We start from the raw sequence: 25,859 nt of genomic DNA, 5'->3' as shown, positions 1-25,859 counted from the left end.
GGGCATGACGAATCGAGGAAGCCGATGGGCGAACCGTCCGCCACGGAGCCGGATCCGGAGGAGCCGGGCGAAGGCGATCGCGAGGGTGGGGACGAGAGTGTCATCCACACCCACGCCCTCACCAAGCGCTATCGCGGCGGACAACTCGCCGTCGACGGACTCGACCTGACCGTCCCGGCGGGCAGCGTCTTCGGCTTCCTCGGCCCGAACGGCTCCGGCAAGACCACCACCATCCGCATGCTGATGGGCCTGATCGAGCCGACCTCCGGCTCCGCGCGCGTCCTGGGCCGCCCCATGCCGCGCGCCTCCCGGACCGTACTCCCGCAGGTGGGCGCGCTCATCGAGGGCCCGGCCCTCTACGGCTTCCTCTCCGGCCGCGACAACCTCGTCCGCTACGACGCCGCCGACCCGACCGCCGACCCGCGCACCCGGCCCGCCCGCGTGGCAGCGGCTCTGGACCGGGTGGGCCTGGCGGCCGCCGCCGGCAAGAAGGCGAAGGCGTACTCGCTGGGCATGAAACAGCGACTCGGCCTGGCGGCGGCCCTGCTCCAGCCCCGCAGACTCCTGGTCCTGGACGAACCGACCAACGGCCTGGACCCGCAGGGCATGCGCGAGATCCGCTCCCTGGTGCGGGAACTGGCCTCCGATGGCACCACCGTCTTCCTCTCCTCCCACCTCCTCGACGAGATCGAACAGGTCTGCACCCACGCGGCCGTGATGGCCCAGGGGCGCCTGATCACACAGGGCCGGGTGGCGGACCTGGCGGCGGGGGCGAGGGGGCGCTTGGTGGTGACGACTCCGGACCCGGCGGACGCGGCGAGGGTGCTGAAGGAACAGGGTGTCGGGGATGTGGTCATCGCGGAGAACCGGGTCACGTCCGACCCGCCCGACGGTGAACTGGCCGACATCAACGCGGCGTTGGTGACGGCGGGGGTGCGGGTGCGGGGTTTCGGAGTGGAGAGGGCCTCCCTGGAGGACGCCTTCGTGGCGCTGACGGGGGAGGGCTTCGATGTCGCGGGCTGACCTTGAGGGGCGCGGGGCTGTATCTGATGTGCGGCTACCGCCACGTGGGCACGACCAGCCCTCACAGACCGCAAGCCGCCGTACCACCTTCTACGGCACCCTCTTCCGCAACGAACTCCTCACCACGTTCCGCCGCTGGCGCACCCTCGCCCTGCTGGCCGTACTCGCAGCAGTCCCGATCCTCGTCGGCATCGCAGTGAAGATCGAGACCAGCGACGGCTCCTCGACAGGCGGCGGAGGCGGCGGCCCCGCGTTCATCTCCCAGATCACCAACAACGGGCTGTTCCTGGTCTTCACCGCCCTCGCCGCCACCCTCCCCTTCTTCCTCCCCATGTCCATTGGCGTCATCGCGGGCGACGCGATCGCGGGCGAGGCCAACGCCGGCACTCTCCGCTACCTGTTGGTCGCCCCCGCAGGCCGCACCCGCCTGCTGCTCACCAAGTACGCGACGGTCATGACGTTCTGCCTGGTCGCCACCCTCGTGGTCGCGCTCTCGGCACTGACGGTCGGTGCCGTCCTCTTCCCGCTGGGCGACCTGACGACGATCTCCGGCACCCAGATCACCTTCACCGAGGGCCTGGGAAGAGCCCTGCTGATCGCCCTGGTGGTGGCCGCGTCACTGACCGGTGTGGCGGCTCTGGGCCTGTTCGTCTCGACGCTCACGAACAGCGGTATCGCGGCGATGGCCACGACGGTCGGCCTGCTGATCACGGTCCAGATCCTCGACCAGATCCCCCAACTGCACGCTCTCCAGCCGTACTTCTTCTCCCACTACTGGCTGTCCTTCGCCGACCTCATGCGCGAACCGGTCTACTGGGACGACCTGGTGAAGAACCTCGGCCTCCAGGCCCTGTACGCGGCGGTGTTCGGCTCGGCGGCGTGGGCGCGGTTCACCACGAAGGACATCACGGCGTGAGCTGTTCGTAGGGGAACCGGGCGAGCGGGGCCTCCTGCGCGAAGAACGTCTTCGCGCGGGCGAGGGCGTCGGTGTCCTTGAGCACGTCACCGGGCTTGCTGCCATTGCCGAGCAGCACCCCGCCGAAGCGCATCCCCAGGTACGCGGCCGAGTTGGCGAGGGTACCGACCAGCGGGTCGGCGACCTCGAACTCCTCGTGCGCCAGCACGGTGACACCCCAGAGCGTCCGTCCCGCCATGGTCGCCTTGAACTCGACGCCCGGGGTGCGCAGCCAGCCCGACCAGTGGTCGAGGTAACGCTTGACCTGTGCGGACACCGAGTACCAGTACAGCGGCGACACGATCACGATGTCCGTCGCCGCGAGCGTCGCGTCGAACAGACGGGCGGTGTTGCCGATCGTCGGACGTACGTGGTCGGTGTCGTGGCGGAGGTCCTCGAAGTCGGGCAGCGGATGTGCCGCGAGGTCGATCCACTGCCGCTCGACGTCCGAGGGCAGTTGCTCGGCGGCCCGCCGGGCCAGCATTTCGGTGTTGCCCTCACTGCGGCTGCTGCCGAGTACGAACAGGAAGCGGCGCGTCATGGAGATCCCCAGGTGATCGGCGTACGGCAGATACTCGCACATGCATTATATGCGTACGCATCCACCTGTCCAGGGGTGGCGGAACCGGCTCCGTGCGCCCGGGCCTTCGTGGCCGTGCGGCGGGCGGGTGGGGCGCGGGTGTCAGCAGCAGGTCGGTGTCGGTGAAGAGGGCGTCGAGAGGCGGTCGTCGACGGCCCGGTGAGCGGCGACCGTCATGGGGCGGTGGCCCGGATGAGCCGCACCAGTGCCTCGGTGCCGCGGGGCGGTGTGCCGTTCAGGTCGCCCAGGCGCCATGCGGGCACCCAGGGCACGCGGTGCACATCGACCATGGCCTCGATTTCCTTGAGCCGCTGGGCGAGTGGCCGGGGAAGCCGTCCGGGGGCGTCCGCGACCAGGACGACGGCGTCGAGGTCGAGGTGCGGAGGGTGCTCGCCGCGCCGGAAGAACTCCACGGCACGGCGGGCGGCGAGCAGTCCCGCGGCATGCGTACGGGCGACGAGCAGGACGGAGGCCGGGGTGACGGGTCCGGGCCAGTCGCGTCCGCTGTCGTGACCGCCGTAGACGGCGGCCAGGGTGGAGACGCCGGCGCCGCCATGGGTGCCGACCCACGCGAACCGCCTTCCGGCCGGGGCCACCGGACCGCGGATCCAGATCTCCGGTCCCTGCTGCACGTTCTCCGCCTCTCGTCGCACGTCAGTGCGCATGCCCGCGCTCTGTTCCCGTCATCCCACCCGCCCCGCCCCTCCTGGAACAGGCCTGTGACATCACGGTGACGTGAGAACCGGGGACGAGCGGAGAGACTCGACAGTCCGTGCACGACCGTGAGGGATGAGATGTCTCGACTCAGCCGCGAAAAGAAGCGGGACCAGCAGCCGGGGGCGACCCCGATCGACGTCCGCGTCCCCCTGACGGGTGAGTCCGCGACGGTGGCCGGAACACCGGTCGCCGCGACGCATGGCGAGGAACTCCACCAGACCGTTCTGACCCACCTTCACCATCTCGCCCGCACCGCCGGACACACCGTCCACGCCACGATCCACGACGCCCGCATCGGCTACGTGGTCCCCCTGGAGGTCACCACGGACGGCTCCAGCCGCTTCACGGCGGAGCCGGTACGGATGGCTCCGCCGGCGGGAACGGGAAGCGAGCCGACCGCCGGCGAGCCGAAGGCGCCGGGGACGGCCCCGGAGGCTGGTGCGGCGGGGATGACCGGACTGCCGACTGGGCCTGTGATTCTCGGCTCGGCCGGTCGTGAGCCGGGCGACCCCGTAGCGCCGGTCGACGAGCCGGGCCCGCGCCGGCCGACGGGAGATCAGGGAGCTGGATCGATGCCGTTCGGCGAGACTGAGGAGTCCGAGCGGACACCGTGGCCATCCGGGACGCCGGCCGCGTTCGCCCCGCACGACCGTTCGCCCGAGGACTCGGCTGTGTTTGCCTCGCAAGATCGAGCGCCCGAAGGCCCGGCCGTGCCCCCCTCGGGTGACCGTTCGCCTGAGGCCCCGGCCGCGTTCGCCCCGCACGACCGTTCGCCCGAGCACCCCGACGCACCCGCCCCCCACGACCCGTCCGCGCACTCCTCACGGCCGCTCCCCGAGCCCACGGGGGACCCGTCCCCCACCTTCCGGCTGCGCAACCTACCCGCGCCGCAACTGACGGACGCCGAACCGTCCCCGACCCACGTCCTACGACAGCTGCCGGACACTCCGCCGACCGGCCTGGCTCCGGCTCCGGATCCGGCTCCGGCTCCGGCTCCGGCTCCGGCTCCCGGGACGGTGGCACCCCCGACAGGCGAGTTCGGCCCGCCCCCCGTGATGGACGGGAGCCCGGCCCTGCCCCCGGCCCCCGAGTCACTGTCCCCGACCGACTCCGCCCCCACCCCCTGGCCCCCGCTGCCGCCCACACCCGGCCCGCTGCCGTCTTACGGCCCCGGCCCCGCACCGGTGCGGCCCCTGCCGCCGACGGACCTCGCGCCCCCGCCCCCACCACCGCCCGCCCCGACACCCATGCCCCTGCCCCCACCCCCCGTCGGCTTCACCCCCACCCCCACACCTCAGCCGCTCCCCTCCACGCCGCCCACCCCACGCCCCACCCCCCTCCTCGACCCCGTCCCCCTCCTGGACGACCCTGACCCCCGGCCGACCCCCGTGCGCGGGTTCGATGCCGTGGCCGAGGCCCTGATGGGGGAGGAGACGGTGCTCGACGGGGCCTCTGTGCTCGCGGAGCCCGTCGGGCGGATCGGTGAGGCCGTGCGGGACGGACGGATAGACGCGGCCGAGGAGTTGGCGGAGCAGGTGGTCGCCGAGGCGGCCGGCAGCCTGGGACCGGACCACCCTGACGTGCTGCGGGTGCGTGAACTCGCCGCCTACATCGCCTACTTGGGCGGCGAGCCGGTCCGTGCCACGGAGATCTCCCTCGACCTGGCCGCCGTTCAGCACCGTGCCGGAGACGCCGAGTCGGCCTACGGCAACGTGCAGAGCGCGGCCACCGCGTGGAAGGCCGTACGGGATCCGCTGAAGGGCCTGGCCCTCGGCAGCGACCTGCTCACCCTGTGGACGGAGATGGCCGCCGGGGAGGGCCCGGCGGCCGACGAACCGGACCGTCTGGAGTCGGCCCGCGCCCGCATGCTCCGCCTCGCGGAACGCGCACGGAACGCCGACCGGTAGAGACCGCGACCGCGGCCCTGTTACTGCGACAGCCCCCACACCGCGTACGCCACCGCGTCGCTGTTGCGGTTCAGGGCCGTGTCGTCGATGTTGGCCGTGGTGTCGCACGCCGAGTGGTAGCAGCGGTCGAAGGCCAGCCCCGCGGTACCGCCCCACTTGGCCGCCTGCGCCGCCGTCTTGACGTAGTCGGCCCCGCTGAACAGCCCGCCCACCGGCACGCCCACGTTCTTGAACGGTGCGTGGTCGGAGCGGCCGTCGCCCTCGGTCTCGATCTCGGTCGGGACGCCGAGGCCGGCGTAGTACTCCTTGAAGGTCTTCTCGATGGCCGGGTCGTCGTCGTAGACGAAGTAGCCGGGATTCGGCGAGCCGATCATGTCGAAGTTGAGGTAGCCGCTGATCCGTGAACGGTTCGCGGTGGAGAGGCTGTTGACGTAGTAGCGGGAGCCGACCATGCCCAGCTCCTCCGCACCCCACCACGCGAATCTCAGGTGCTTGGTGGGCTGGTAGCCGGCCCGGGACACCGCGAGCGCGGTCTCCAGGACGGCCGCCGAGCCGGAGCCGTTGTCGTTGATGCCCGCGCCCGCCGTCACGCTGTCGAGGTGCGAGCCGGACATGACCACCTGGTTGGTGTCGCCGCCCGGCCAGTCGGCGATCAGGTTGTAGCCGGTGCGCCCGGAGGAGGTGAACTGCTGGATCGTCGTGGTGAATCCGGCGGCGTCCAGCTTGGCCTTCACATAGTCGAGTGAGGCCTTGTAGCCGGTACGGCCGTGCGCGCGGTTGCCGCCGTTGGCGGTGGCGATGGACTGCAGCTGGGTCAGATGCGCCTTCACGTTGGCCACCGGGATGTCCGGGGCCGCGGCCACCGCGGGCTGTCCCGCGGGGGCCGCGCCGGCTATGGATCCGCCGGCCAGGAGGGAGACGGTGGCGACGACGGCGGTGGCCGTGACGCGTCCGGGAACCGAGAGCTTCATGTGGGGGGCTCCGAATTCCATGGGAACCCCTGAAGTCACAGGGGTTCCACAGCGAATGGGTGCCTGGATGGTGAAGCTGAGGTTGACTCACCGTCAAGGGCGCGATCCGGACAGGCCCGTTCGCATAACGGACCCCCGGGCCCGCGCGAGCTCACTGCACGCAGAACTCGTTCCCCTCCGGATCCGCCATCACCACCCACTCACCACCCATCTCCTTCACCTCCCGCAGCACACTCGCCCCGAGCGCCGTCAATCGCTCGACCTCGGCGGCCCGCCGCCCGTCCCCGGCATGCACGTCCAGATGAAGCCGGTTCTTGACGGTCTTCGCCTCCGGCACCCGCTGGAACAGCAGCCGCCGCCCCAGCCCGGTACCGCTGTCCTCGTCGTACGGGTCGTCGGGATGGCGTACGGCCACCAGGTCCCGGAAGGCGAGCCGCGCGTGATACTCCACGGTCGCCTCGCGCGGCAGCGCGCCGAGCTCCAGCAGCCGTTGAATCAGCGCGTCGTTGTCCTCGGCCAGGTAATGCAGGGCGGCAGCCCAGAAGTCGGCCTGAGCATGCGGGTCGCCGGCGTCGACGACCACTTTCCAGTGCAGGGGTGCGGGTGTGGTCTGCGTCATGGGCCCACTTATAGCGGCGAACCAGGTCCCGGACTGTCCTAAACGGCTTCCGCCGCACGCCGGTCACCCACAGAGGGAGCGACCCTCGTTCGAGTAATCGAGTAACTCCTCTATACCTACGGAGTGTTGCCATGGGTGCGCGTGCCTGGGCGCTGACAGGGCCTGGCGAGCGGACTGCTGCACACCTCGACCCGGTTCGGCACGGCGATCGGGATCGCGGTCTACGGCTTCGCGGCAGGGGAGTCCAGCGGTTCCGGACCCGAGGCCAGGCTCTCCGCCTTCCGTACGGCGCTGACGGTGCCGGTCGCCATGGTGGTGCTGGGCCTCGCGATCTCCCTCCTGAGCGTCCGCGCGGTGCGCAGGGCGTCCCAGGTGAGCAGCGTCAACGCCAGCCAGACCAGCGCGAACCCCGCCCAGCGCTCGGGTGGCATGGCCTCGCCGAAGTAGAGGACGCCGAGCAGGAACTGGAAGACCGGGGCCAGGTACTGCAGCAGCCCCAGCGTGGACAGCGGCACGCGGATCGCCGCGGCGCCGAAGCAGACCAGGGGGAGCGCGGTGACGACGCCCGTCGAGGCGAGCAGTGCCGCGTGCCCCGGCCCCTCGGCGGTGAAGCTGAGATCACCGTGGGAGCTCAGCCACAGCAGATAGCCGAGCGCGGGCAGGAACTGGATCGCGGTCTCGGCGGCCAGCGACTCGACCCCGCCGAGGTTCACCTTCTTCTTGACCAGGCCGTACGTGGCGAAGGAGAAGGCCAGCGTGAGGGAGATCCACGGCGGCCGCCCGTACCCGATGGTGAGGACCAGTACGGCCGCGGCGCCGACCCCGACCGCCGCCCACTGCACACGCCGCAGCCGTTCCTTCAGCAGCAGCACGCCCATCGCGATGGTGACCAGGGGATTGATGAAGTACCCGAGCGAGGCCTCGACGACATGGCCGGAGTTCACGGCCCAGATGTAGACGCCCCAGTTCACGGTGATGACGGCAGCGGCGACGGTGACGAGCGCGAGCCTGCGCGGCTGCCGCAGCAGCTCACCGGCCCAGGCCCAGCGCCGTACAACGACCAGCGCGACGGCGACGAAGGCCAGCGACCACACCATCCGGTGGGCGAGGATCTCCGCGGCCCCGGCGGGCTTGAGAAGGGGCCAGAACAGCGGTACGAGCCCCCACATGCCGTACGCGGCGAAGCCGTTCAGCAGACCTATGTGTCCCTCGCCCCTCGACTTCACGGACCCCTCCTCCTCGCACCGTCCTCGCCCGCACGAAGGTAACGCCGAGCACCCCCGGCTGTCATGCCCGTATCGGTATACGGTCATGACAGCCGGGGGTGTGGCCCATGGGTCTGCCGGGGGAGTGCTCAGCCCTTGAGCGCGGCCGCGATGGACTCGGCGATCGGGGTGGCCGGACGGCCGGTCAGGCGGGACAGGTCACCGGAGGAGACGACCAGCTCGCCCTTCTCGATGGAGGCGTCGACACCGGCGAGGACCGCGGCGAGCGGCGCGGGCAGCCCGGCGCCGGCCAGGATCCCGGTGAAGGCCTCGACGGACACGGCGTTGTAGGCGATGTCCCGGCCGGTCTGCTTGCTCAGCTCGGCCGCGTAGTCGGCGAAGCCCCAGGCGTCGTCGCCGCCCAGTTCGTACGTCGTGTTCTCGTGCCCCTCGCCGGTCAGCACCGCCGCGGCGGCGGCGGCGTAGTCGGCGCGCGAGGCGGAGGAGACACGGCCGTCGCCGGCGGCCTGGACGACCGCGCCGTGCTCCAGGACGGGGGCGAGGTTCTCGGTGTAGTTCTCGTTGTACCAGCCGTTGCGCAGCAGCGAGTAGGGCAGGCCGGAGGCGAGCAGTGCCTTCTCGGTGGCCCGGTGGTCGTCGGCGAGCGCGGCCGTGAGGGTGCCGGGGGCGCTGGTGTACGCGAGAAGCGCCACGCCCGCGGCCTTGGCGGCGTCGATGACGACCTGGTGCTGGCCGGGGCGGCCCTTGTCGAACTCGTTGCCGGAGATCAGCAGCACCTTGTCGCCGGCCGCGAGGACGCCGTCGAAGGTCTCGGGGCTGTTGTAGTCGGCGACCGCTATCTTCACGCCCTTGGCGGCGAGGTCGGCGGCCTTCTCCGGGGTGCGGACGACGGCGGTGACCTGCTCGGCGGGAACCTTTTCGAGCAGCTGCCCGATGACGTGGCGGCCGAGGTGTCCGGTGGCTCCGGTGACGACGATGCTCATGATGTGAGATCTCCTTGTGTGGTGCGTTGGCACTAACCCTAGGGGAGGCGCTAACCCTGCGAAATTACCCACTTTGAAGTAAGGTACTGGCATGTCGGTAAGTACAGAGCAGGTGACCTCCGCAGCGACGGCGGGCGAGGCGATGTGCCCCCACCGCCTGGTCCTGGAACATGTGACGAGCCGCTGGGGCGTCCTGGTCCTGATCCACCTCCTGGACCGCCCCCACCGCTTCAGCGAACTCCGCCGGGCGATCGGCCGGGTGAGCGAGAAGATGCTGACGCAGACGCTGCAGACCCTGGAACGCGACGGCTTGATCCACCGCGATGCCAGGCCGGTGATCCCCCCACGGGTCGACTACTCGTTGACCGACCTGGGGCGCGAGGCGGCGGAACAGGTGCGGGGGCTGGCGGAGTGGACGGCGAGGAGGATGGGGGCGGTGCAGGAGGCGCGGGAGGTGTACGACGCGCGGAAGAGGGGCTCTGAGCAGGACTGATACGCCGTGGCGGGGCCCGCCGGAAGGCATGTACACGGCGCCAGGGGGCACACATATGTCAGGGCGTTGGTCGACATGCGAGACACGTCCATCCATGCGCCCCCTCTCCGCCTCCCGCGCCGACTTGAGCCGACCGGCACGCTGGATGCGGAGTGCCACACCCACCGTGCACCGACCCGCGATGCCACCTTCGGCGCACGGTCACCGGATCCAGGGGGATGCCTTGACATGGCCACACAGACTCCGGCCGCCCGTAGTAGGAGTATCGGTTCTGCTGTTACGGCGGGACTCGGCCTGATGCGAGCCCTCTTCGCCCGGCGCTCCCCTCGGCGGCGCCAGGAGGACATCCTGCTGGAGTTGCTCGGTCAGCTCAGGGTCATGACCGAGGAGATCCGCCGAGCGAACCTGATCCAGCAGTACCGCCTCACCCTGGACCAGATGGACCGCGCGATCGACGACCCGACGCTGGCCGACGCGGCGAGCACACTCACGGGTCTGTCCGAGGTGAAGCGCCGTCAGATGATCTTCGCCAATCGGGAGTTCGGAAATCTCCTGCTGGGCCATCGGGTCGGGGTGCACACGTGGGACGAACTCGTCGGTCATCTCCGCGTGTTGTGCCGAAACGAGCTCTTCGCCGAGTACTGGGACCGCACGATGGAACACCGCAGGTCGCTGCCCGCCGACTCGACGGAGGCGCGTGTCGGCGAGATCGTCGACGTGATGAGTGGATCGTGGGTCGGCCGCGTTCGGATGCGGCGGGCTCCGGCCCTCCTTCCGGGTGACGCGGTGCAGTGACCGCCGACTGGCTGTCGATTTGCCGATATGGATATGGCCATGTCGACTTGCCCGAGAAATGCCATCGGAATTGATTTGGCGACATCATGGGAACCAATTACTGATTCGCGCTCGATTTGTGGTTCTCTTTGATCGTCGGACGAGTTGGGTGTGACGCCGCGAAGCGGCAGGTTCCCCCTGCGTGCCGGCATTACATCAGATCCAGTGGTCCTTCTCCGCTGTGCTGATCCTGCATGGTCGCTCGGCGGACACACGTGTGCCGCCGCGCCGAGCTGTCCGGGCGGCCTGGGGTGAGAAGGGGGTGCACAGAGGGAGCCCAAGTGTCCTTGAGCGTCGTCCGCCGTCTCGGAGATCCACCCAAGCTGCGAGGCAGCGCAACGTGTGAGACATGCCCGGATATTTTCGAGCTGAGTGACGGCAGGTTCGCCGTTATCGGTACCGAGGCCACAGCAGACCTGGACCCCCTCCTCCCCCCGGACGCCGCCCGCGCCGACTACGAGCGCATCGTCGTCATCGATCGGGAGACGCTGCTCCGCGCCAAGCGCGACATCCCCGACGCCTGAACACCGAGGGCCCGGATGCCGTACCGCATCCGGGCCCTCCGTGTGTCCGTGAGCGTCAGCCCACCACCGTCCAGGTGTCCCCACCCGCCAGCAACGCCGCCAGATCCCCCTTGCCGTGCTGCTCGATCGCCGTGTCCAACTGGTCCGACATCTGGGTGTCGTAGACCGGGCGGTCCACCGACCTCAGCACGCCGATCGGGGTGTGGTGCAGCGTGTCCGGGTCGGCCAGGCGGGACAGGGCGAAGGCGGTCGTCGGGGACGAGGCGTGCGCGTCGTGGATGAGGATCTGCGCCTCGTTCTCCGGCGTCACCGGCACCACCTTCAGGTCACCCGTCGCCGTATCCCGTACGACCCCCTTGGACAGGTCGGCCCCGAAGCGGATCGGCTGCCCGTGCTCCAGGCGGATCACCGCCTCCTCGGCCTGCTGCTTGTCCTTGAGGGCCTCGAAGGCGCCGTCGTTGAAGATGTTGCAGTTCTGGTAGATCTCGATCAGGGCCGTGCCGGGGTGTGCGGCCGCCTCCCGCAGCACCGATGTCAGGTGCTTGCGGTCGGAGTCGACCGTGCGCGCCACGAAGGACGCCTCCGCGCCGATGGCGAGGGACACCGGGTTGAAGGGGGCGTCCAGGGAGCCCATCGGCGTCGACTTCGTGATCTTGCCGACCTCGGACGTCGGTGAGTACTGGCCCTTCGTCAGACCGTAGATCCGGTTGTTGAAGAGCAGGATCTTCAGGTTGACGTTCCGTCGCAGGGCGTGGATGAGGTGGTTGCCGCCGATGGAGAGCGCGTCGCCGTCGCCCGTGACCACCCATACCGACAGGTCCCGCCTGCTCGAAGCGAGGCCGGTCGCGATCGCCGGGGCGCGCCCGTGGATCGAGTGCATGCCGTATGTGTTCATGTAGTACGGGAACCGCGACGAGCAGCCGATGCCCGAGACGAAGACGATGTTCTCCTTGGCCAGCCCCAGCTCGGGCATGAAGCCCTGGACGGCGGCCAGGATCGCGTAGTCACCGCAGCCGGGGCACCAGCGGACTTCCTGGTCGCTCTTGAAGTCCTTCATGCTCTGGCGGGCCTCGGCCTTGGGGACGAGCGAGAGTGCCTCGATCGTGCCCGTGCCTTCCGTGGACGTCTCAGCCATCGATGGCCTCCTTGAGAGCCGTGGCGAGCTGTTCGGCCTTGAACGGCATGCCATTGACCTGGTTGTAGCTGTGCGCGTCGACCAGGTACTTCGCCCGGACCAGGGTGGCGAGCTGCCCGAGGTTCATCTCCGGGATGACGACCTTGTCGTACGCCTCCAGCACCGCGCCCAGGTTGCGCGGGAAGGGGTTGAGGTGGCGCAGATGCGCCTGCGCGATCGACTCGCCGGCCGTCCGCAGCCGTCGTACCGCCGCCGTGATGGGCCCGTACGTCGATCCCCAGCCCAGCACCAGCGTGCGCGCCTCATGCGGATCGTCCACGTCCAGATCCGGTACGTCGATCCCGTCGATCTTGGCCTGCCGGGTACGGACCATGAAGTCGTGGTTGGCCGGGGCGTAGGAGATGTTCCCGCTCCCGTCCTCCTTCTCGATGCCGCCGATGCGGTGTTCGAGACCGGGTGTGCCGGGCACGGCCCAGGGGCGGGCCAGGGTCTGCGGGTCGCGCTTGTAGGGCCAGAAGACCTCGGTGCCGTCGTCCAGGGTGTGGTTCGGGCCCTGCGCGAACTGCACGGTCAGGTCCGGGAGTTCGTCCAGCTCCGGGATCCGCCAGGGCTCGGAGCCGTTGGCCAGGTAGCCGTCCGAGAGCAGCATCACCGGCGTACGGTACGTCAGCGCGATCCGGGCCGCCTCCAGCGCCGCGTCGAAGCAGTCGGCCGGGGTGCAGGGAGCGACGATCGGTACCGGCGCCTCGCCGTTGCGCCCGAACATCGCCTGCAGCAGGTCGGCCTGCTCGGTCTTGGTCGGCAGACCGGTGGACGGCCCACCGCGCTGGATGTCGATGACGAGGAGCGGCAGCTCCAGGGAGACCGCGAGACCGATCGTCTCGGATTTCAGGGCCACCCCCGGCCCGGAGGTCGTCGTCACCGCCAGCGAGCCGCCGAAGGCCGCGCCCAGCGCCGCGCCGATGCCCGCGATCTCGTCCTCGGCCTGGAAGGTCCGTACACCGAAGTTCTTGTGCCTGCTCAGCTCGTGCAGGATGTCCGAGGCCGGGGTGATCGGGTACGAGCCCAGGAACAACGGCAGGTCCGCCTGGCGAGACGCGGCGACCAGTCCGTAGGACAGCGCGAGGTTCCCGGAGATGTTGCGATAGGTGCCGACCGGGAAGGCCTTCGTCGCCGGGGCGATCTCGTAGGAGACGGCGAAGTCCTCGGTCGTCTCGCCGAAGTTCCAGCCCGCGCGGAAGGCCGCGAGGTTCGCCTCGGCGATCTGAGGCTTCTTCGCGAACTTCGTGCGCAGGAACTTCTCCGTGCCCTCGGTGGGCCGGTGATACATCCACGACAAGAGGCCGAGCGCGAACATGTTCTTGCTGCGCTCGGCCTCCTTGCGGCTGAGGTCGAAATCCTTGAGGGCCTCGACGGTCAGCGTGGTCAGGGGGACCGGATGAAGGCTGTAACCGTCGAGCGATCCATCCTCCAGCGGCGAGGCCGCGTACCCCACTTTCTGCATCGCCCGTTTGGAGAACTCATCCGTGTTGACGATGATCTCCGCACCGCGCGGCAGGTCCGCGATGTTCGCTTTGAGGGCCGCCGGGTTCATCGCGACCAGTACGTTCGGCGCGTCGCCCGGAGTGAGGATGTCGTGGTCGGCGAAGTGCAGCTGGAACGAGGAGACACCCGGCAGGGTCCCGGCAGGGGCCCGGATCTCGGCGGGGAAGTTGGGAAGGGTGGACAGGTCGTTGCCGAAGGAGGCCGTCTCCGAGGTGAAACGGTCACCCGTGAGCTGCATACCGTCACCGGAGTCACCCGCGAAACGAATGATCACCCGGTCGAGACGGCGGACATCCTTCACGCCGGTCTCTTTGCGCTGCTCTCCCACGACGGTTCCGTCGGCCTGCTCCGCTGGGCTGCTGACCTGACTGGTCACTGAACTGGACCTCCCTCGAGGCGGCTGTTCGGGAGCGGCCTTCCCGCAGGCCTTCCCAGGATCAACCCTACGACCGCAGGGGTCGCCTGCCCTCGGCCATTCGCATGATGGACGTGGTTTTGAGACGGTACGACGCCCTGACTTGTCACTATTTACACGCCCCCCGGCGCTTTCGTAGAAGACGCTCCCTCTCGTCCTGCGGTTCTTCGGCTCTGCACGGTGGTTCAGGAGTTCAGATAGGTGAGGACGGCCAGCACCCTGCGATGGTCCCCGTCGCTCTGCGACAGCCCGAGCTTCAGGAAGATGTTGCTGACGTGCTTCTCGACGGCCCCGTCGCTGACCACGAGCTGCCGCGCGACGGCCGAGTTGGTCCGCCCCTCGGCCATGAGCCCGAGCACCTCCCGCTCCCGGGGAGTGAGATGGGCGAGCACGTCCTGCTTACGGCTGCGCCCCAGCAGCTGAGCGACCACCTCGGGATCGAGGGCGGTACCCCCCTGGGCCACCCGCACCACCGCGTCCACGAACTCACGCACCTCCGCGACCCGGTCCTTGAGCAGGTACCCCACCCCATGACTGGACCCGGCCAGCAACTCGGTGGCGTACCGCTCCTCCACGTACTGCGACAGTACGAGTACCCCCAGCCCTGGATGTGCCTTGCGCAGTTGTACGGCCGCTCGCACGCCCTCGTCCGTGTGCGTCGGAGGCATCCGCACATCGGCGACGACGACGTCGGGCAGCTCGCCCTGCGCGTCCAGCTCGCCGATGGTCTTGATCAGCGCCTCGCCGTCGCCCACACCGGCCACGACGTCGTGCCCGCGGTCGGTCAGCAACCGGGTCAGGCCCTCCCTCAGCAGCACTGAATCCTCGGCGATGACCACCCGCACCCTGTCCTCCACGACTCCCGGCCCCCCAGCCCACACTCCCTGCCCACCCGCTGGACAAGTCCAGCATTCCAGCATTCGGGTGCGGAGGGGTGCGGGCAACGGGATTAGGGCACAGGAGATTCGAACAAAGGCCCTCCGGGGCCCGTATGGCAACGCCGGTCCAGGCACTTTCAGCCCGTCCGGCGTTTGAGGACGAGGCCCCTCAAAGGGCCGATGGGGGGTCTGGGGGCGCAGCCCCCAGGAACCGGGGTCGAAGGGGCAGCGCCCCTGGGGATGGGACGGGTAGGGATGGGACGGGTAGGGATGGGACGGGTAGGGGCGGCGGGGGCGACCCCCCCCCGCCCACTCACACGGAACCCGAACCCGTCACACCGGATCCCCCCGCCAGGGCAACTCCGCCGTCACCCGAGTAGGCCCCCCGGCCGGCGAATCCACCACCAGAATCCCGTCAACGGCATCCAACCGCCCCGCCAGCCCCGCAAGCCCGGACCCGGAGGACACATCCGCCCCACCCACACCGTTGTCCACGACCTGAAGCAGCAGCCGGTCCTCCACCCGCCACACATCCACCGCGGCCCCCGTGGCCCGAGAGTGCTTGCTGATGTTCTGCAACAGCTCCGACACCGTGAAGTACGCGATCCCCTCGATCGCCGGCGCCGGCCGAGCCGGCAGATCCACCTCCACCTGCACCGGCACCGTGCAACGCGAGGCGACGGAGGACAGCGCCGCATCCAGCCCCCGGTCGGTCAGCACGGCCGGATGAATCCCCCGCGCCAGATCCCGCAGCTCCTGCAGCGCCGTCTTCACCTCACCGTGCGCCTCGTCCACCATCCGCGCCGCCGCCTGCGGATCCTCCGTGAGCTTCTCCTTCGCCAGCCCCAGATCCATGGCCAGCGCCACCAGCCGGGCCTGCGCGCCATCGTGCAGATCCCGCTCGATCCGACGCAGGTCGGCAGCCGCCGTATCCACCACGACCCCCCGGTCCGACTCCAGCTCCACCACCCGCGCCGACAGCCGGGTCGGCCCGAGCAGGCCGTGCACCATCACCCGGTCCACCATCGTCAGCGCCCGTACGATCCACGGCGTGGCCAGCGTGAACAACAGCCCCACCAGCGCGGTCACGGTGATCTCGAACGGGTTGTCCAGGTAGATGTGGTGGGTCTCGTCGCCGTACAGCTGAAGCCCGTCCTGACCGACGTACGCCGGGAAGACCCAGAACCACAGCGGATACGTCAGCAGTGCCCAGCCGTACACCCAGAAGTTCACCGCGACGACGAACGAGAACAGTGCCCACGGCAGGTGCAGTACGGAGTACAGCAGCGTCCGCCACGAGGTCCCGCTCTTGAGGACCGCCCCCATCCACGCCATGAACCCGGGCTTCCGCATCCGCAGCGGCTCCGGGTCGCCGACCTCAAGACCGAGCAGCCCCCGCGCCCGCGCCCGCTCCAGCGCCCCGAGCCCACGGCAGCCGGCGAGCCCGGCCGCGAAGACGGGGATCCCGAGGAAGGTCACAAGGAGGCCCGCACCGAGCGAGACCATCGTGACCGCGTAGGTGAACAGCAGGACACTGATCGGCAGGCTCAGCAGCACATAGCCGAACTCCCGCCAGGCCCGTCCCTCGAACGGCGCCCGCAGCCCGGCAGGCAACCGGTGCCGCCGCACCTCCTCGGGGAACCCGAGCCCACTGTCGTACCCGTAGTCCGTGGCCATCGACGTCGTCCTTCTTCTCTCGTCCCGCGCCTGTGGTGTCGTATCTCCACCCTGCTGGGCCGCAGCTCAACGGACCATGGAGGCCGTCGGCGTCTTGGAAGGGGGGTTTTCCCCACCCCCTTCGCCGTTACGGCTTCCCGGCCGCCCGGTCCCGCCACGGCAGCTCCGCCGTGACGACCGTCGGACCGCCCGGCGGGGAGTCGATGACGAACAGGCCGTCCACCGCGTCCAGCCGCTCCGCGAGCCCGCGCATGCCGGTGCCGCCGTCGAGGTGGGCGCCGCCGTGGCCGTCGTCCCGCACCTGGATCAGCAGCCGGTTCTCCGACCGCCACACGTCGACCGACGCCGACCGCGCCCCACTGTGCTTGCTGATGTTCTGCAGCAGCTCGGAAACGGTGAAGTAGGCGATGCCCTCGATCGCCGCGACCGGCCGCGCGTCGAGGTCGGCGGTCACCTTCACCGGCACCGTGCAGCGCGAGGCGACCGACGACAGGGCCGCGTCGAGCCCGCGGTCGGTCAGTACGGCGGGATGGATGCCCCGCGCCAGATCCCGCAGCTCCTGCAGCGCCAGCTTCACCTCGCCGTGCGCCTCCGCGACCATCGCCTGCGCGTACTCCGGGTCCTCCAGGAGCTTCTCCTTCGCGAGGCCGAGCCCCATGGCCAGGTTGACGAGCCGGGCCTGCGCGCCATCGTGCAGATCACGCTCGATCCGCCGTAGATCCGACGCGGCGGCGTCCACCACGACCCCCCGGTCCGACTCCAGCTCCGCGATACGGCGCTCCAGCTCGTCGGAGGGCGACAGCAGACCGCGCACCATCGCCCGGTCCACGTTGGCGAGGCCCCGCGCGATGAACGGCAGCACCGGCCACAGTACGAACAACGAGGTCAGCGTGATGGTGAAGGTGACAATGCCCCATGGCAGACGGATGAACTCGTACAGCACCGTCCGCCAGCCCACCGGGTCCTTGATGCCCATCCACAGCTGGGGGAAGAAGCCGCTGCCGCCGTTCTTGGTGCGCCACGGCAGCGGACTCGGTTCGTCCACCCGCACCCCGAGCAGCCCCCGGGCCCGTGCCCGCTCCAGCTTGCCCAGCTGCCGGGCGCCCAGCAGCCCGGCCGCGAGCAGCGGGAACCCGATCACCGTGACGGTCAGCCAGAAACCGGTGAACAGCACCGTCACGACGTAGGTGAAGCCGAAGATCGACACGGGAAGGTTCGCCAGAAGGTGCGCGATCTCCTTCCAGGTGTGCGCGTCATACGCGAAACGGGCGGGCGGCAGCCGCCCACCCTCGCTGCTCTTTCTCGCGGTCACGGCACGGCTCGGGGAGGAGTGGCGTTCGGTCATATGGGCTAGCGTGCCGCGCGAGACCGCCGCGCGCCATGAGGCGGACCGCCGCGACTTGCTGGGGAAAACCCCACCCCGGTCTTTCACCGGGTGACGGGCTGCTTACCGTGTCTTTACGAGGGCCTAGACTCCCGTATGTACAGATCGTCGAACAGCGGTGTTCACGCAGCGGTGTCCACAAGGAGCGAGGGGCGGACGTGCCGGAACCGACCGTCGTCGATGCAACCGTCGTCCATCCGACCGTCGTCGCGGCGGACTACTTCCAGTCGTACTCGGTCGTCGGACTGCTCATTGCCGTCGGCGTGCTGTTCGTCGCGGTCGCCTTCGGAGCCGGCCGCCTGCTGCGACCCGTGGTCCCCACCCCCGAGAAGCTCCTGACGTACGAGTGCGGAGTCGACCCCGTCGGCGAGGGCTGGGCCCACACCCAGGTCCGCTACTACGTCTACGCCTTCCTGTACGTCATCTTCGCCGTCGACTCGATCTTCCTGTTCCCGTGGGCGACGGTGTTCGCGGCACCTGGCTACGGCGCGACCACGCTCGTGGAGATGTTCATCTTCCTGGGCTTCCTCGCCGTGGGGTTGTTGTACGCGTACAAGAAGGGTGTCCTGGCATGGACGTGACCCCCTCGGAGCCTGTTCTGCTCCCGGAGCCGAAACGGCTGGGCGCCCTCGCCCGCCTCGCCCCCGAGCCGATGAAGGTGATCCTCAACTGGGGCCGCCGGTATTCCCTCTGGGTCTTCAACTTCGGCCTCGCCTGCTGCGCCATCGAGTTCATCGCCGCGTCGATGGCCCGCCACGACTTCATCCGCCTCGGCGTCATCCCCTTCGCTCCGGGCCCACGCCAGGCCGACCTGATGGTGGTCTCCGGCACGGTCACGGACAAGATGGCGCCGGCCGTGAAGCGCCTGTACGAGCAGATGCCCGAGCCCAAGTACGTCATCTCCTTCGGCGCCTGCTCCAACTGCGGTGGCCCGTACTGGGACTCTTACTCCGTGACCAAGGGCGTCGACCAGATCATCCCGGTGGACGTGTACGTCCCGGGCTGCCCGCCGCGCCCGGAAGCCCTGCTCCAGGGAATCCTGAAGCTCCAGGAGAAGATCGCGAGGGAGTCGCTGGGGGAGCGGTACGGGGTGGCTGGGGGTGGTGCATCGGTCGCGGCGCTGCAGAGCGGGTTGGTGCAGGGGCCGGTGGCTTCGGGTGGTTCGGGGGCTTCGGCGGCTGCGAGTGCCCCGGGGACTCCGGGGACTTCGGAGGCTTCGGAGGCGCCGGAGGTTGCGGACGAGGGGGACGCGCGGTGACCGCTGTCGGTTGGCTCCCCGCCCCCGCCGAGGAACTCTTCGGCCCGGAGGCCACCGCCGAGGAGTCCTACGAGGTCCTGACCGTGGACGTCCCGCCCACGACCTGGCTCACCGCACTGCGCGTGGCCCGCGACGAACTGGGCTGCACGTACTTCGACTGGCTCAGCGCGGTCGACGAACCCGGCACCGGCTTCCGCGTGGCGGCCCACGTGGCGGCCCTCGCCCCGGTACGGCGCCTGCTGCTCCGCACGACGATCTCCCACGAGACCCCCGCCCTGCCCACCGCCGTCGACATCTACGCGGGCGCCGCCTGGCACGAGCGCGAGACCCACGAGATGTTCGGCGTCACCTTCGAAGGCCACCCCTTCCTCGCCCATCTGCTCCTCCCTGAGACCTTCGAGGGCCACCCCCTCCGCAAGGACTTCGTCCTGGCCGCCCGAGTCGCCAAGTCCTGGCCCGGCGCAAAGGAACCGGGCGAGTCCGAGCACGGCGGCCCCAAACGCCGCCAGATGCTCCCCCCAGGAGTCCCCGACCCGAACGAATGGGGCCCCCTGAAGGGCCAGCTTCCCCCCGCCCCAGCCCGCCCCACCCGCACCGCGGGCGAACGTCCATCCCGCACCCCGGGCGAACGCCCGGTCCGTCGCGCGCGTTCGGCGGCGGAAGGGTCGGCGAGTCAGGCGGAGGCGTCGGCCGGTGGGGCTGGGGCTGGGGCGGCTGGTCGGGTTCGTGGGCGTTCGGCGTCCGAGGACTCGGCGAGTCAGGCTGAGGCGTTTGGGGCAACGGCGGCGGCGGGTGCCGACCCGCGTCGTGGGCGTTCGGCGGCGGAGGGTTCGGCGAGTCAGGTGGAGCCGTCGGTTGGTGGGGCCGGGGCCGGGGCTGCGGCGGGCGGCGCGCGTCGTGCGCGTTCGGCGGCCGAGGGCTCGGCGAGTCAGACCGCGCCCAGGGTGGCGGAGGAAACCGGCGGTGGTCCGGAGGCCTCGCCGACGAGCGTGTCCCGGCGTACGCGTTCCGCTGCGCAAGGCTCGGCCGGCCAGACAGCACCCGGAGTCGAGGACACCGCCGACGGTTCGGCACCCCCGGCCGACGACGCACCCCAGTCGGACGCCCCCGCGACCGGCTCGCCGGCCTCAACGCCGGATGCCCCGTCGCGGAACTCGCCCGCGCCGACGTCAGACACCCCTGCCTCGGACGCCCACGCAACGCGGCGCTCGGGAGCAGCGGGCGGTGCCCCGGCCGGACCCCGTCGGTCACGCAGCGCCTCGGCCGGTTCCGCGAGCCAGCGCGCCACGACCGGCCCCGAGCCGTCGGCCGACGACACGAGCACGAACCCCGCCCCGCCGAAGGCTCCCACCGCCCCCCGCAGCCCGGACGCACCGTGGCACCACGCCCGCCCGGCCTTCGCCGCCCCGGAGACCGTGGGGACTCCCGTGCCGGAGACGACCGAGCCCACTGAGCGCTCCGAGCAGCCCAGGACCTCCGAGGAGCCGAGGACTCCTGAACAGCTGAGGACCTCTGAGGAGCCCAAGGCTCCTGGGGAGCCGGAGACTTCCGAAGAGCCCGGGACTTCCAGGGCGCCCGATCCTTCTCAGGAGCACAGGGATCCCGAGGACTCCGAGTCTTCTCCGGCCCCTCAGGCCCCTCAGGCCCCTCAGGCCCCTCAGGCCCCTCAGGCCCCCCAGGCCCCTCAGGCCCCCCAGGCCCCTCAGGCCGCCGAAGCCCCCAGCCCGTCCACGGAGCCCAACGCTTCCGAGACTCCCGAAACCCCCGGCCATCCTGAAGACCCCGCCCCAGCTCCCGACGACACCGGCCCGAACCCCGAGGCCGCCGACCCGGATCCCCACGACCACGCCCCGGGCCCCGGCGACTCCACCCCGGACGACCCCTCGACCCCCGACACCGCCACCCCCGACAAGCCCGCAGGAGGCCCGCAGTGAACGACGCTCTCGACGTCGCCCTGCGACTCCTGATCGTCTTCGTCGTCTTCCTCACCTTCCCCCTGATCATCGGCCAGACCGAGCACAAGGTGATGGCCCACATGCAGGGCCGCCTCGGCCCGATGTACGCCGGTGGTTTCCACGGCTGGGCCCAACTCGTCGCGGACGGCGTGAAGTTCGCCCAGAAGGAAGACGTCGTACCGGCGGGCGCGGACCGCCGTGTCTTCCAGCTCGCCCCCGCCGTCGCCCTCCTGCCCTACCTGCTCGTCCTCCTCGCCATCCCGATCGGCCCCGGCGAGGGCGCTGTCGGCGAGGTCGTCGACGCAGGCGTGTTCTTCGTGCTCGCCGTGATGGGCGTGGGTGTCCTCGGCTCTCTCATGGCCGGTTGGGCCTCCGCCAACAAGTTCTCCCTCCTCGGCGGCCTCCGCACCGCCGCACAACTCCTCGCCTACGAACTCCCGATGCTGCTCACCGCCGCCTCGGTGGCAATGGCGGCCGGAACCGTTTCCCTCCCCGGCATCCTCGACGCCTTCGAGTGGTGGTGGCTGCCCTGGCAGATCGTCGGCGCGATCGTCTTCTTCGTCGCCGGCCTCGCCGAACTCCAGCGCCCTCCCTTCGACATGCCCGTCGCCGACTCGGAGATCATCTTCGGTGCCTACACCGAGTACACCGGCCTCCGCTTCGCCCTTTTCCTCCTCGCCGAGTACGCAGGAATCGTCGTCCTGTGCGGCCTCACCACCGTCCTCTTCCTGGGCGGCTGGCACGGCCCCTGGGGTGCCGACGGTCTCGGCTGGGTCTGGACCCTCCTCAAGACGGCCGTGCTCGCCTTCGTCGTCATCTGGCTCCGCGTGACCTATCCCCGCCTGCGCGAGGACCAGCTCCAGAAGCTCTCCTGGACCCTCCTCGTTCCCCTCTCCCTCGCCCAGATCGCCCTCACCGGCATCGTCAAGGTGGTGATCCAGTAACCATGGCCCCCATTCCTGGCTCGGGTCTGGCCAAGGGTCTGGCCGTCACCCTCCGCACGATGACGAAGAAGACCGTCACCGAGCAGTACCCCGACACCCAGCCCGACCTCCCGCCCCGCACCCGCGGTGTGATCGGCCTGTTCGAGGAGAACTGCACGGTCTGCATGCTCTGCGCCCGTGAGTGCCCCGACTGGTGCATCTACATCGACTCCCACAAGGAGACGGTCCCGGCGGCGGCCCCCGGTGGCCGCGAACGCAGCCGCAACGTCCTGGACCGCTTCGCCATCGACTTCTCCCTCTGCATGTACTGCGGTATCTGCATCGAGGTGTGTCCTTTCGACGCCCTGTTCTGGTCCCCGGAGTTCGAGTACGCCGAGACCGACATCCGCGACCTCACCCACGAGCGGGACAAACTCCGCGAGTGGATGTGGACCGTCCCGGCCCCACCGGCCCTCGATCCCGGCGCGGAGGAACCGAAGGAGATCGCGACCGCCCGCAAGACCGCCGAGAAGCTGGCGGCCACGCAGGCGGAACCGCAGTCCGGACCGCAGCCGGGGTCGCAGTCGGGGCCGAACGCCCCCGAGGGAGGCGCTTCGTGAGCCTCGCCGCAGCCACCGCAACGGCGGTGCACCCCGCGCTGACCACAACCGCCGCTGAAACCCACGGCTTCCTCTCCCCGACCGGCGTCGAGATCGCCTTCCTGCTCGTCGGCCTGGCCACCTTCGGTGCCGCGATCATCACCGTCACCACCAGGCAACTGGTGCACGCCGCCCTGTGGCTGGTGGTGGCCCTCGGCGGCCTCGCCGTCGAATACCTCCTGCTCACCGCGGAGTTCATCGCGTGGGTGCAGGTCCTCATCTATGTCGGTTCTGTCGTCGTCCTCCTCCTGTTCGGTCTGATGCTCACCAAGGCCCCCATCGGCCGTTCCCCGGACGCGGACTCCGGCAACCGCTGGGCCGCCCTCGCCGTGGCCCTCGCCGCGGCGGCCGCTCTGGTCTGGGTGGTCGCCGACGCCTTCCGCACCACCTGGATCGACCTGGACGGCCCTGCCGCCGGCTCCACTGAGGCCACCGGTGCGAGCCTGTTCCAGAACTGGGTCCTCCCCTTCGAGGCCCTCTCCGTCCTGCTCCTCGCGGCACTGGTCGGCGCGATCGTCCTGTCCCGCAAGGCGAAGGCGGAGTCGAGCTCTCCCCCTGTGAACTCCCGAGCCGCGACCGGTAGTTCCCCATCCGCCCCGGATTCCCGTAATCACCCGATCGGGCGAAATGAGTCAGCCAAGCGAACTGGGCCGGTCAAGGGAACCCAGCCCGCCCAGGCAACCGAGTCCGCCCAGGCAACCCAGCCCGCCCAGGCAACCGAGTCCGCCCAGGCAACCAAGCCCGCCCAGGGACCCGAGTCGGCCGACCAGGAAGGCGCACGCTGATGCACCTCGCCTATCCCGCCGTACTCTCCGCCCTCCTCTTCTGCACCGGTCTCTACGGCGTCCTCGCCCGCCGCAACGCGATCCTCGTCCTGATGTCGGTCGAGCTGATGCTCAACGCCGTCAACCTGAACCTGGTCGCCTTCGACGTCTGGCTCAGCAGGGCCGCCGAGGACACCCTGCACTCAGGCCAGGCCCTGACCCTGTTCACCATCGCCATCGCCGCCGCCGAGATCGGCATCGGCCTCGCGATCGTCCTGGCCGTGCACCGCAATCGCGGCACCGCCGACATCGACAAGCTCCGCGACACCGCCGAGGGCCACGAACCCGACGGCCCCGTCGGTTCCGACAGCGACGCCCACACGGCCGAACAGACCGTACGGTCCGGGCGGACCGGGAAGGCTGAGGCCACCGCGTGACCACGACCACCCTCGCCGTCCTCGTCCCTCTCCTTCCGTTCCTCGGAGCCGCATGCGGCCTGCTTCTGGGCCGCACCGCCCCCGGCTTCGTCCGCCCGCTCGCCGTCCTGCCGTCCCTGGCCGCGCTCGCGCTAGCCGCAGTGGTCGCTGTACGCCAGGGCGGTGACCAGACGGTGAACGCCGCCACCGAACTCACTCCGACCGGTTCGGTCCCGATCGAACTCGCCCTGCACATCGACGGCTTCGCCGCCCTCGTCGCCGTTCTGGTCGGCTTTGTCGCCACCTGTGTGCAGATCTACTCGACGGGCTATCTGCGCGACGACCCGCGCTACCCCTCGTACGCCGCTCTCGTCTCCCTGTTCACCTCCGCGATGCTGCTCGTCGTCTACTCCGGCGACCTGATCTTGCTGCTGGTCGGCTGGGAGATCATGGGCATCTGCTCGTACTTCCTGGTCGGCCACTACTGGGAGACCCCGGAGGCCCGCGCCGCCTCCATCAAGGCATTCCTGGTGACCAAGCTCGGCGACGTCCCCTTTCTGATCGGCCTGTTCGCGCTGGCCACCGACGCGGGCTCCTTCCGGATCACGAAGGTCCTCGGCACCATCGCGCACGGCGGACTCGACCACCCGACCCTGATCGCCCTGCTCCTCCTCGCCGGCGTGGCGGGCAAGTCGGCGCAATTCCCGCTGCACACCTGGCTCCCCGACGCGATGGCGGGCCCCACACCCGTCTCCGCGCTCATCCACGCCGCGACGATGGTCGCCGCCGGTGTCTACTTCATCGCCCGCCTCCTCCCGGTCTTCGAGGCCTCCCAGGCCGCGATGGTCGTCCTCGCCGCCATGGCCGCCGTCACGATGCTCGGCTCGGGTCTCGCCGCGCTCGCCCAGGACGACATCAAGCGTGTCCTCGCGTACTCGACGATCGGCCAGCTCGGCTACATGACCGGCGCCCTCGCCGTCGGCGACCGCGGTGCCGCCGTCTTCCACCTCCTGTCACACGGCGCCTTCAAGGCGCTGCTGTTCCTCGCGGCCGGCGTGATCATCCACGCCGCCGGTACCAACTCACTGGCCGCCATGTCCCGGATGAAGGACCTGCGCGCCCGAGTCCCCGACGCCTTCTGGACGATGACCGTGGCGCTCCTCGCGCTCGCTGCGATCCCGCCCTTCAGCGGTTTCTTCTCCAAGGAGTCAGTCCTCGGCGCCGCCGAGCACGTGGCCACCGGTCACACCGAGCACGCCCCCGGCGCCGCGGGCTGGATCACCCTCCTCGCCGGCCTCCTCACGGCCCTGCTCACCGCCGCGTACGCGACCCGCCTGTGGCTGCTGGCCTTCCACGGGCGGGGCGTCGAGGCCCCCGACCACGGCCGCCAGCCCCTGACGATGACCGTGGTGCTGTGGGTCCTCGCCGTCCCGTCCCTCGCCCTCGGCGCGCTCGCCTACCGCGTGCTGCCCGACTGGTTCGACGGCCGCGACCTCACCCCGACCCTCACCACCTCCGTCGTCGGCACCGGCGCGGCCCTGGTCGGCGGCATCGTCACCTATGCGGCCTGGAGGCACACCAGCGCGGTCGCGGCCCGCGTCCCGCTCGGTGCGGTCGCCGCCCACCCCGAGGGCGACGCCGGACTGGTCGAGGCCGAGGCCATCGCCACCCACGAGCCCGCCTACGGAGACGTGGCCTACGCACCCGACCCCGCGGACCCCGGACGGTTGCTGCTCGGCCCCCTGCACCGCCACGCGGCCGTCGGCTTCCACCTGGACGCCCTGTACACGGCCGTCCTCGTCCGCCCGGTCCAGGCCGGAGCCACCCTCGTCAGGTTCCTGGATCGCGAGGTCGTCGAGACCTATGTACGCGGCGCGGGCGCGCTGCCCCGCTCGCTCGGCGCCGCCGTCCGACGTGCCCAGACCGGCAATCTGCAGACCTATGTGAGCGCCCTGCTCGCCGGCACCGTCGTCCTCGCGGTCGCCGTCGTCCTCGTCGCCACGGGAGCGTGAGCAGGC

25 protein-coding genes are annotated in these 25,859 nt (G+C 70.3%); 14 read left to right on the top strand and 11 right to left on the bottom strand.

Annotated elements, in window-relative coordinates; genetic code table 11:
- The first annotated feature begins 24 nt into the window (after nt 1-24).
- Both ACI2L1_RS12770 and ACI2L1_RS12765 read left to right on the top strand, forming a co-directional pair.
- Nucleotides 25-1,023 carry an ABC transporter ATP-binding protein gene (locus ACI2L1_RS12770; RefSeq protein ID WP_404739344.1) on the top strand — a complete coding sequence of 333 codons (999 nt, stop codon included), beginning with the start codon at nt 25-27 and terminating at the stop codon, nt 1,021-1,023.
- Nucleotides 1,010-1,939, top strand: a complete 930-nt coding sequence (locus ACI2L1_RS12765; RefSeq protein WP_404739343.1) for an ABC transporter permease — start codon at nt 1,010-1,012, stop codon at nt 1,937-1,939. The genes ACI2L1_RS12770 and ACI2L1_RS12765 overlap by 14 nt, the downstream gene beginning before the upstream one ends.
- On the opposite strand, the gene ACI2L1_RS12760 is transcribed toward ACI2L1_RS12765, so the two are convergent.
- Nucleotides 1,929-2,519 carry a flavodoxin family protein gene (locus tag ACI2L1_RS12760; protein WP_404739498.1) on the bottom strand — a complete coding sequence of 197 codons (591 nt, stop codon included), beginning with the start codon at nt 2,517-2,519 and terminating at the stop codon, nt 1,929-1,931. The two genes, ACI2L1_RS12765 and ACI2L1_RS12760, sit on opposite strands and share 11 nt — an antisense overlap.
- A 212-nt stretch (nt 2,520-2,731) precedes the next feature.
- On the bottom strand, nt 2,732-3,223 hold the full coding sequence (locus ACI2L1_RS12755; protein ID WP_404739342.1) for a DUF6668 family protein: 492 nt from the start codon (nt 3,221-3,223) through the stop codon (nt 2,732-2,734).
- Nucleotides 3,224-3,352: 129 nt separating this feature from the next.
- Between ACI2L1_RS12755 and ACI2L1_RS12750 the strand changes: the two genes are divergently transcribed.
- Nucleotides 3,353-5,182, top strand: coding sequence for a hypothetical protein (locus ACI2L1_RS12750; RefSeq protein ID WP_404739341.1), 1,830 nt, complete (start codon nt 3,353-3,355; stop codon nt 5,180-5,182).
- 20 nt (nt 5,183-5,202) lie between these two features.
- Here ACI2L1_RS12750 and ACI2L1_RS12745 read toward each other — a convergent pair whose 3' ends face one another.
- The 4 genes from ACI2L1_RS12745 to ACI2L1_RS12730 all read right to left on the bottom strand — a co-directional run bounded on the left by ACI2L1_RS12745 (nt 5,203) and on the right by ACI2L1_RS12730 (nt 8,981).
- On the bottom strand, nt 5,203-6,153 hold the full coding sequence (locus ACI2L1_RS12745; RefSeq protein ID WP_404739340.1) for a M28 family metallopeptidase: 951 nt from the start codon (nt 6,151-6,153) through the stop codon (nt 5,203-5,205).
- Nucleotides 6,154-6,304: 151 nt separating this feature from the next.
- The gene (locus ACI2L1_RS12740) at nt 6,305-6,772 is read right to left on the bottom strand and encodes a VOC family protein (protein ID WP_404739339.1); all 468 of its coding nucleotides are present in this window, start codon (nt 6,770-6,772) and stop codon (nt 6,305-6,307) included.
- 221 nt (nt 6,773-6,993) lie between these two features.
- On the bottom strand, nt 6,994-7,998 hold the full coding sequence (rarD, locus tag ACI2L1_RS12735) for an EamA family transporter RarD (RefSeq protein ID WP_404739338.1): 1,005 nt from the start codon (nt 7,996-7,998) through the stop codon (nt 6,994-6,996).
- Between the two features lie 128 nt (nt 7,999-8,126).
- Nucleotides 8,127-8,981: an SDR family oxidoreductase gene (locus ACI2L1_RS12730; protein ID WP_404739337.1), complete on the bottom strand. Its 855-nt coding sequence runs from the start codon at nt 8,979-8,981 to the stop codon at nt 8,127-8,129.
- Between the two features lie 91 nt (nt 8,982-9,072).
- On the opposite strand from ACI2L1_RS12730, the gene ACI2L1_RS12725 reads away from it, so the two are divergent.
- The 3 genes from ACI2L1_RS12725 (at nt 9,073) to ACI2L1_RS12715 (ending at nt 10,832) form a co-directional block, all read left to right on the top strand.
- A complete protein-coding gene (locus ACI2L1_RS12725; RefSeq protein WP_404739336.1) occupies nt 9,073-9,474 on the top strand; it encodes a winged helix-turn-helix transcriptional regulator in 402 nt (133 codons plus the stop codon).
- Nucleotides 9,475-9,771: 297 nt separating this feature from the next.
- Entirely contained in the window at nt 9,772-10,269 is a 498-nt protein-coding gene (locus ACI2L1_RS12720) for a DUF6082 family protein (RefSeq protein ID WP_404739335.1), read from the top strand.
- A gap of 326 nt (nt 10,270-10,595) precedes the next feature.
- Nucleotides 10,596-10,832, top strand: a complete 237-nt coding sequence (locus tag ACI2L1_RS12715; RefSeq protein ID WP_404739497.1) for a hypothetical protein — start codon at nt 10,596-10,598, stop codon at nt 10,830-10,832.
- 55 nt (nt 10,833-10,887) lie between these two features.
- Here ACI2L1_RS12715 and ACI2L1_RS12710 read toward each other — a convergent pair whose 3' ends face one another.
- The 5 genes from ACI2L1_RS12710 to ACI2L1_RS12690 all read right to left on the bottom strand — a co-directional run bounded on the left by ACI2L1_RS12710 (nt 10,888) and on the right by ACI2L1_RS12690 (nt 17,827).
- Entirely contained in the window at nt 10,888-11,967 is a 1,080-nt protein-coding gene (locus ACI2L1_RS12710; protein ID WP_404739334.1) for a 2-oxoacid:ferredoxin oxidoreductase subunit beta, read from the bottom strand.
- Entirely contained in the window at nt 11,960-13,888 is a 1,929-nt protein-coding gene (locus ACI2L1_RS12705) for a 2-oxoacid:acceptor oxidoreductase subunit alpha (protein WP_404739333.1), read from the bottom strand. The genes ACI2L1_RS12710 and ACI2L1_RS12705 overlap by 8 nt, the downstream gene beginning before the upstream one ends.
- 224 nt (nt 13,889-14,112) lie before the next feature.
- Nucleotides 14,113-14,772, bottom strand: a complete 660-nt coding sequence (locus ACI2L1_RS12700; protein WP_404739496.1) for a response regulator — start codon at nt 14,770-14,772, stop codon at nt 14,113-14,115.
- 366 nt (nt 14,773-15,138) lie between these two features.
- Complete coding sequence (locus tag ACI2L1_RS12695; RefSeq protein ID WP_404739332.1) at nt 15,139-16,482, bottom strand: sensor histidine kinase; 1,344 nt, start codon at nt 16,480-16,482, stop codon at nt 15,139-15,141.
- A 127-nt stretch (nt 16,483-16,609) separates the two neighbouring features.
- Nucleotides 16,610-17,827 (bottom strand): sensor histidine kinase, encoded by a 1,218-nt coding sequence (locus ACI2L1_RS12690; RefSeq protein WP_404739331.1) that lies wholly within the window; start codon nt 17,825-17,827, stop codon nt 16,610-16,612.
- A gap of 197 nt (nt 17,828-18,024) precedes the next feature.
- On the opposite strand from ACI2L1_RS12690, the gene ACI2L1_RS12685 reads away from it, so the two are divergent.
- From ACI2L1_RS12685 to ACI2L1_RS12650, 8 genes are read left to right on the top strand one after another with little or no spacing between them, the layout of a single operon-like run.
- Nucleotides 18,025-18,447 (top strand): NADH-quinone oxidoreductase subunit A, encoded by a 423-nt coding sequence (locus ACI2L1_RS12685; protein ID WP_404739330.1) that lies wholly within the window; start codon nt 18,025-18,027, stop codon nt 18,445-18,447.
- Entirely contained in the window at nt 18,438-19,124 is a 687-nt protein-coding gene (locus tag ACI2L1_RS12680; protein ID WP_404739329.1) for an NADH-quinone oxidoreductase subunit B, read from the top strand. The genes ACI2L1_RS12685 and ACI2L1_RS12680 overlap by 10 nt, the downstream gene beginning before the upstream one ends.
- Nucleotides 19,121-21,058, top strand: a complete 1,938-nt coding sequence (locus ACI2L1_RS12675; RefSeq protein ID WP_404739328.1) for an NADH-quinone oxidoreductase subunit C — start codon at nt 19,121-19,123, stop codon at nt 21,056-21,058. Before ACI2L1_RS12680 ends, ACI2L1_RS12675 begins: the two co-directional genes overlap by 4 nt.
- On the top strand, nt 21,055-22,023 hold the full coding sequence (locus tag ACI2L1_RS12670) for an NADH-quinone oxidoreductase subunit H (RefSeq protein WP_404739327.1): 969 nt from the start codon (nt 21,055-21,057) through the stop codon (nt 22,021-22,023). The genes ACI2L1_RS12675 and ACI2L1_RS12670 overlap by 4 nt, the downstream gene beginning before the upstream one ends.
- A gap of 2 nt (nt 22,024-22,025) precedes the next feature.
- Nucleotides 22,026-22,622, top strand: a complete 597-nt coding sequence (locus tag ACI2L1_RS12665; protein WP_404739326.1) for a NuoI/complex I 23 kDa subunit family protein — start codon at nt 22,026-22,028, stop codon at nt 22,620-22,622.
- Nucleotides 22,619-23,446 (top strand): NADH-quinone oxidoreductase subunit J, encoded by an 828-nt coding sequence (locus ACI2L1_RS12660; protein WP_404739325.1) that lies wholly within the window; start codon nt 22,619-22,621, stop codon nt 23,444-23,446. Before ACI2L1_RS12665 ends, ACI2L1_RS12660 begins: the two co-directional genes overlap by 4 nt.
- Nucleotides 23,446-23,862 (top strand): NADH-quinone oxidoreductase subunit NuoK, encoded by a 417-nt coding sequence (gene nuoK / locus ACI2L1_RS12655; RefSeq protein WP_404739324.1) that lies wholly within the window; start codon nt 23,446-23,448, stop codon nt 23,860-23,862. The genes ACI2L1_RS12660 and nuoK overlap by 1 nt, the downstream gene beginning before the upstream one ends.
- A complete protein-coding gene (locus ACI2L1_RS12650) occupies nt 23,859-25,853 on the top strand; it encodes an NADH-quinone oxidoreductase subunit L (protein ID WP_404739323.1) in 1,995 nt (664 codons plus the stop codon). Before nuoK ends, ACI2L1_RS12650 begins: the two co-directional genes overlap by 4 nt.
- The last annotated feature ends 6 nt before the right edge of the window (nt 25,854-25,859 follow it).

The organism is Streptomyces sp. NPDC019531 (genome assembly GCF_044903305.1).
Classification (GTDB): domain Bacteria; phylum Actinomycetota; class Actinomycetes; order Streptomycetales; family Streptomycetaceae; genus Streptomyces.
Note: the sequence above shows the minus strand (reverse complement) of the source record. Positions and strands in the feature narration are given on the sequence as shown.

Coding starts and splice junctions, on each gene's coding strand:
- ACI2L1_RS12770 (WP_404739344.1), top strand. CDS start 25: ATGGGCGAACCGTCCGCCACGGAGCCGGATCCGGAGGAGCCGGGCGAA.
- ACI2L1_RS12765 (WP_404739343.1), top strand. CDS start 1,010: ATGTCGCGGGCTGACCTTGAGGGGCGCGGGGCTGTATCTGATGTGCGG.
- ACI2L1_RS12760 (WP_404739498.1), bottom strand. CDS start 2,519: ATGACGCGCCGCTTCCTGTTCGTACTCGGCAGCAGCCGCAGTGAGGGC.
- ACI2L1_RS12755 (WP_404739342.1), bottom strand. CDS start 3,223: ATGCGCACTGACGTGCGACGAGAGGCGGAGAACGTGCAGCAGGGACCG.
- ACI2L1_RS12750 (WP_404739341.1), top strand. CDS start 3,353: ATGTCTCGACTCAGCCGCGAAAAGAAGCGGGACCAGCAGCCGGGGGCG.
- ACI2L1_RS12745 (WP_404739340.1), bottom strand. CDS start 6,153: ATGAAGCTCTCGGTTCCCGGACGCGTCACGGCCACCGCCGTCGTCGCC.
- ACI2L1_RS12740 (WP_404739339.1), bottom strand. CDS start 6,772: ATGACGCAGACCACACCCGCACCCCTGCACTGGAAAGTGGTCGTCGAC.
- ACI2L1_RS12730 (WP_404739337.1), bottom strand. CDS start 8,981: ATGAGCATCGTCGTCACCGGAGCCACCGGACACCTCGGCCGCCACGTC.
- ACI2L1_RS12725 (WP_404739336.1), top strand. CDS start 9,073: ATGTCGGTAAGTACAGAGCAGGTGACCTCCGCAGCGACGGCGGGCGAG.
- ACI2L1_RS12720 (WP_404739335.1), top strand. CDS start 9,772: ATGCGAGCCCTCTTCGCCCGGCGCTCCCCTCGGCGGCGCCAGGAGGAC.
- ACI2L1_RS12710 (WP_404739334.1), bottom strand. CDS start 11,967: ATGGCTGAGACGTCCACGGAAGGCACGGGCACGATCGAGGCACTCTCG.
- ACI2L1_RS12695 (WP_404739332.1), bottom strand. CDS start 16,482: ATGGCCACGGACTACGGGTACGACAGTGGGCTCGGGTTCCCCGAGGAG.
- ACI2L1_RS12690 (WP_404739331.1), bottom strand. CDS start 17,827: ATGACCGAACGCCACTCCTCCCCGAGCCGTGCCGTGACCGCGAGAAAG.
- ACI2L1_RS12680 (WP_404739329.1), top strand. CDS start 18,438: ATGGACGTGACCCCCTCGGAGCCTGTTCTGCTCCCGGAGCCGAAACGG.
- ACI2L1_RS12665 (WP_404739326.1), top strand. CDS start 22,026: ATGGCCCCCATTCCTGGCTCGGGTCTGGCCAAGGGTCTGGCCGTCACC.
- nuoK (WP_404739324.1), top strand. CDS start 23,446: ATGCACCTCGCCTATCCCGCCGTACTCTCCGCCCTCCTCTTCTGCACC.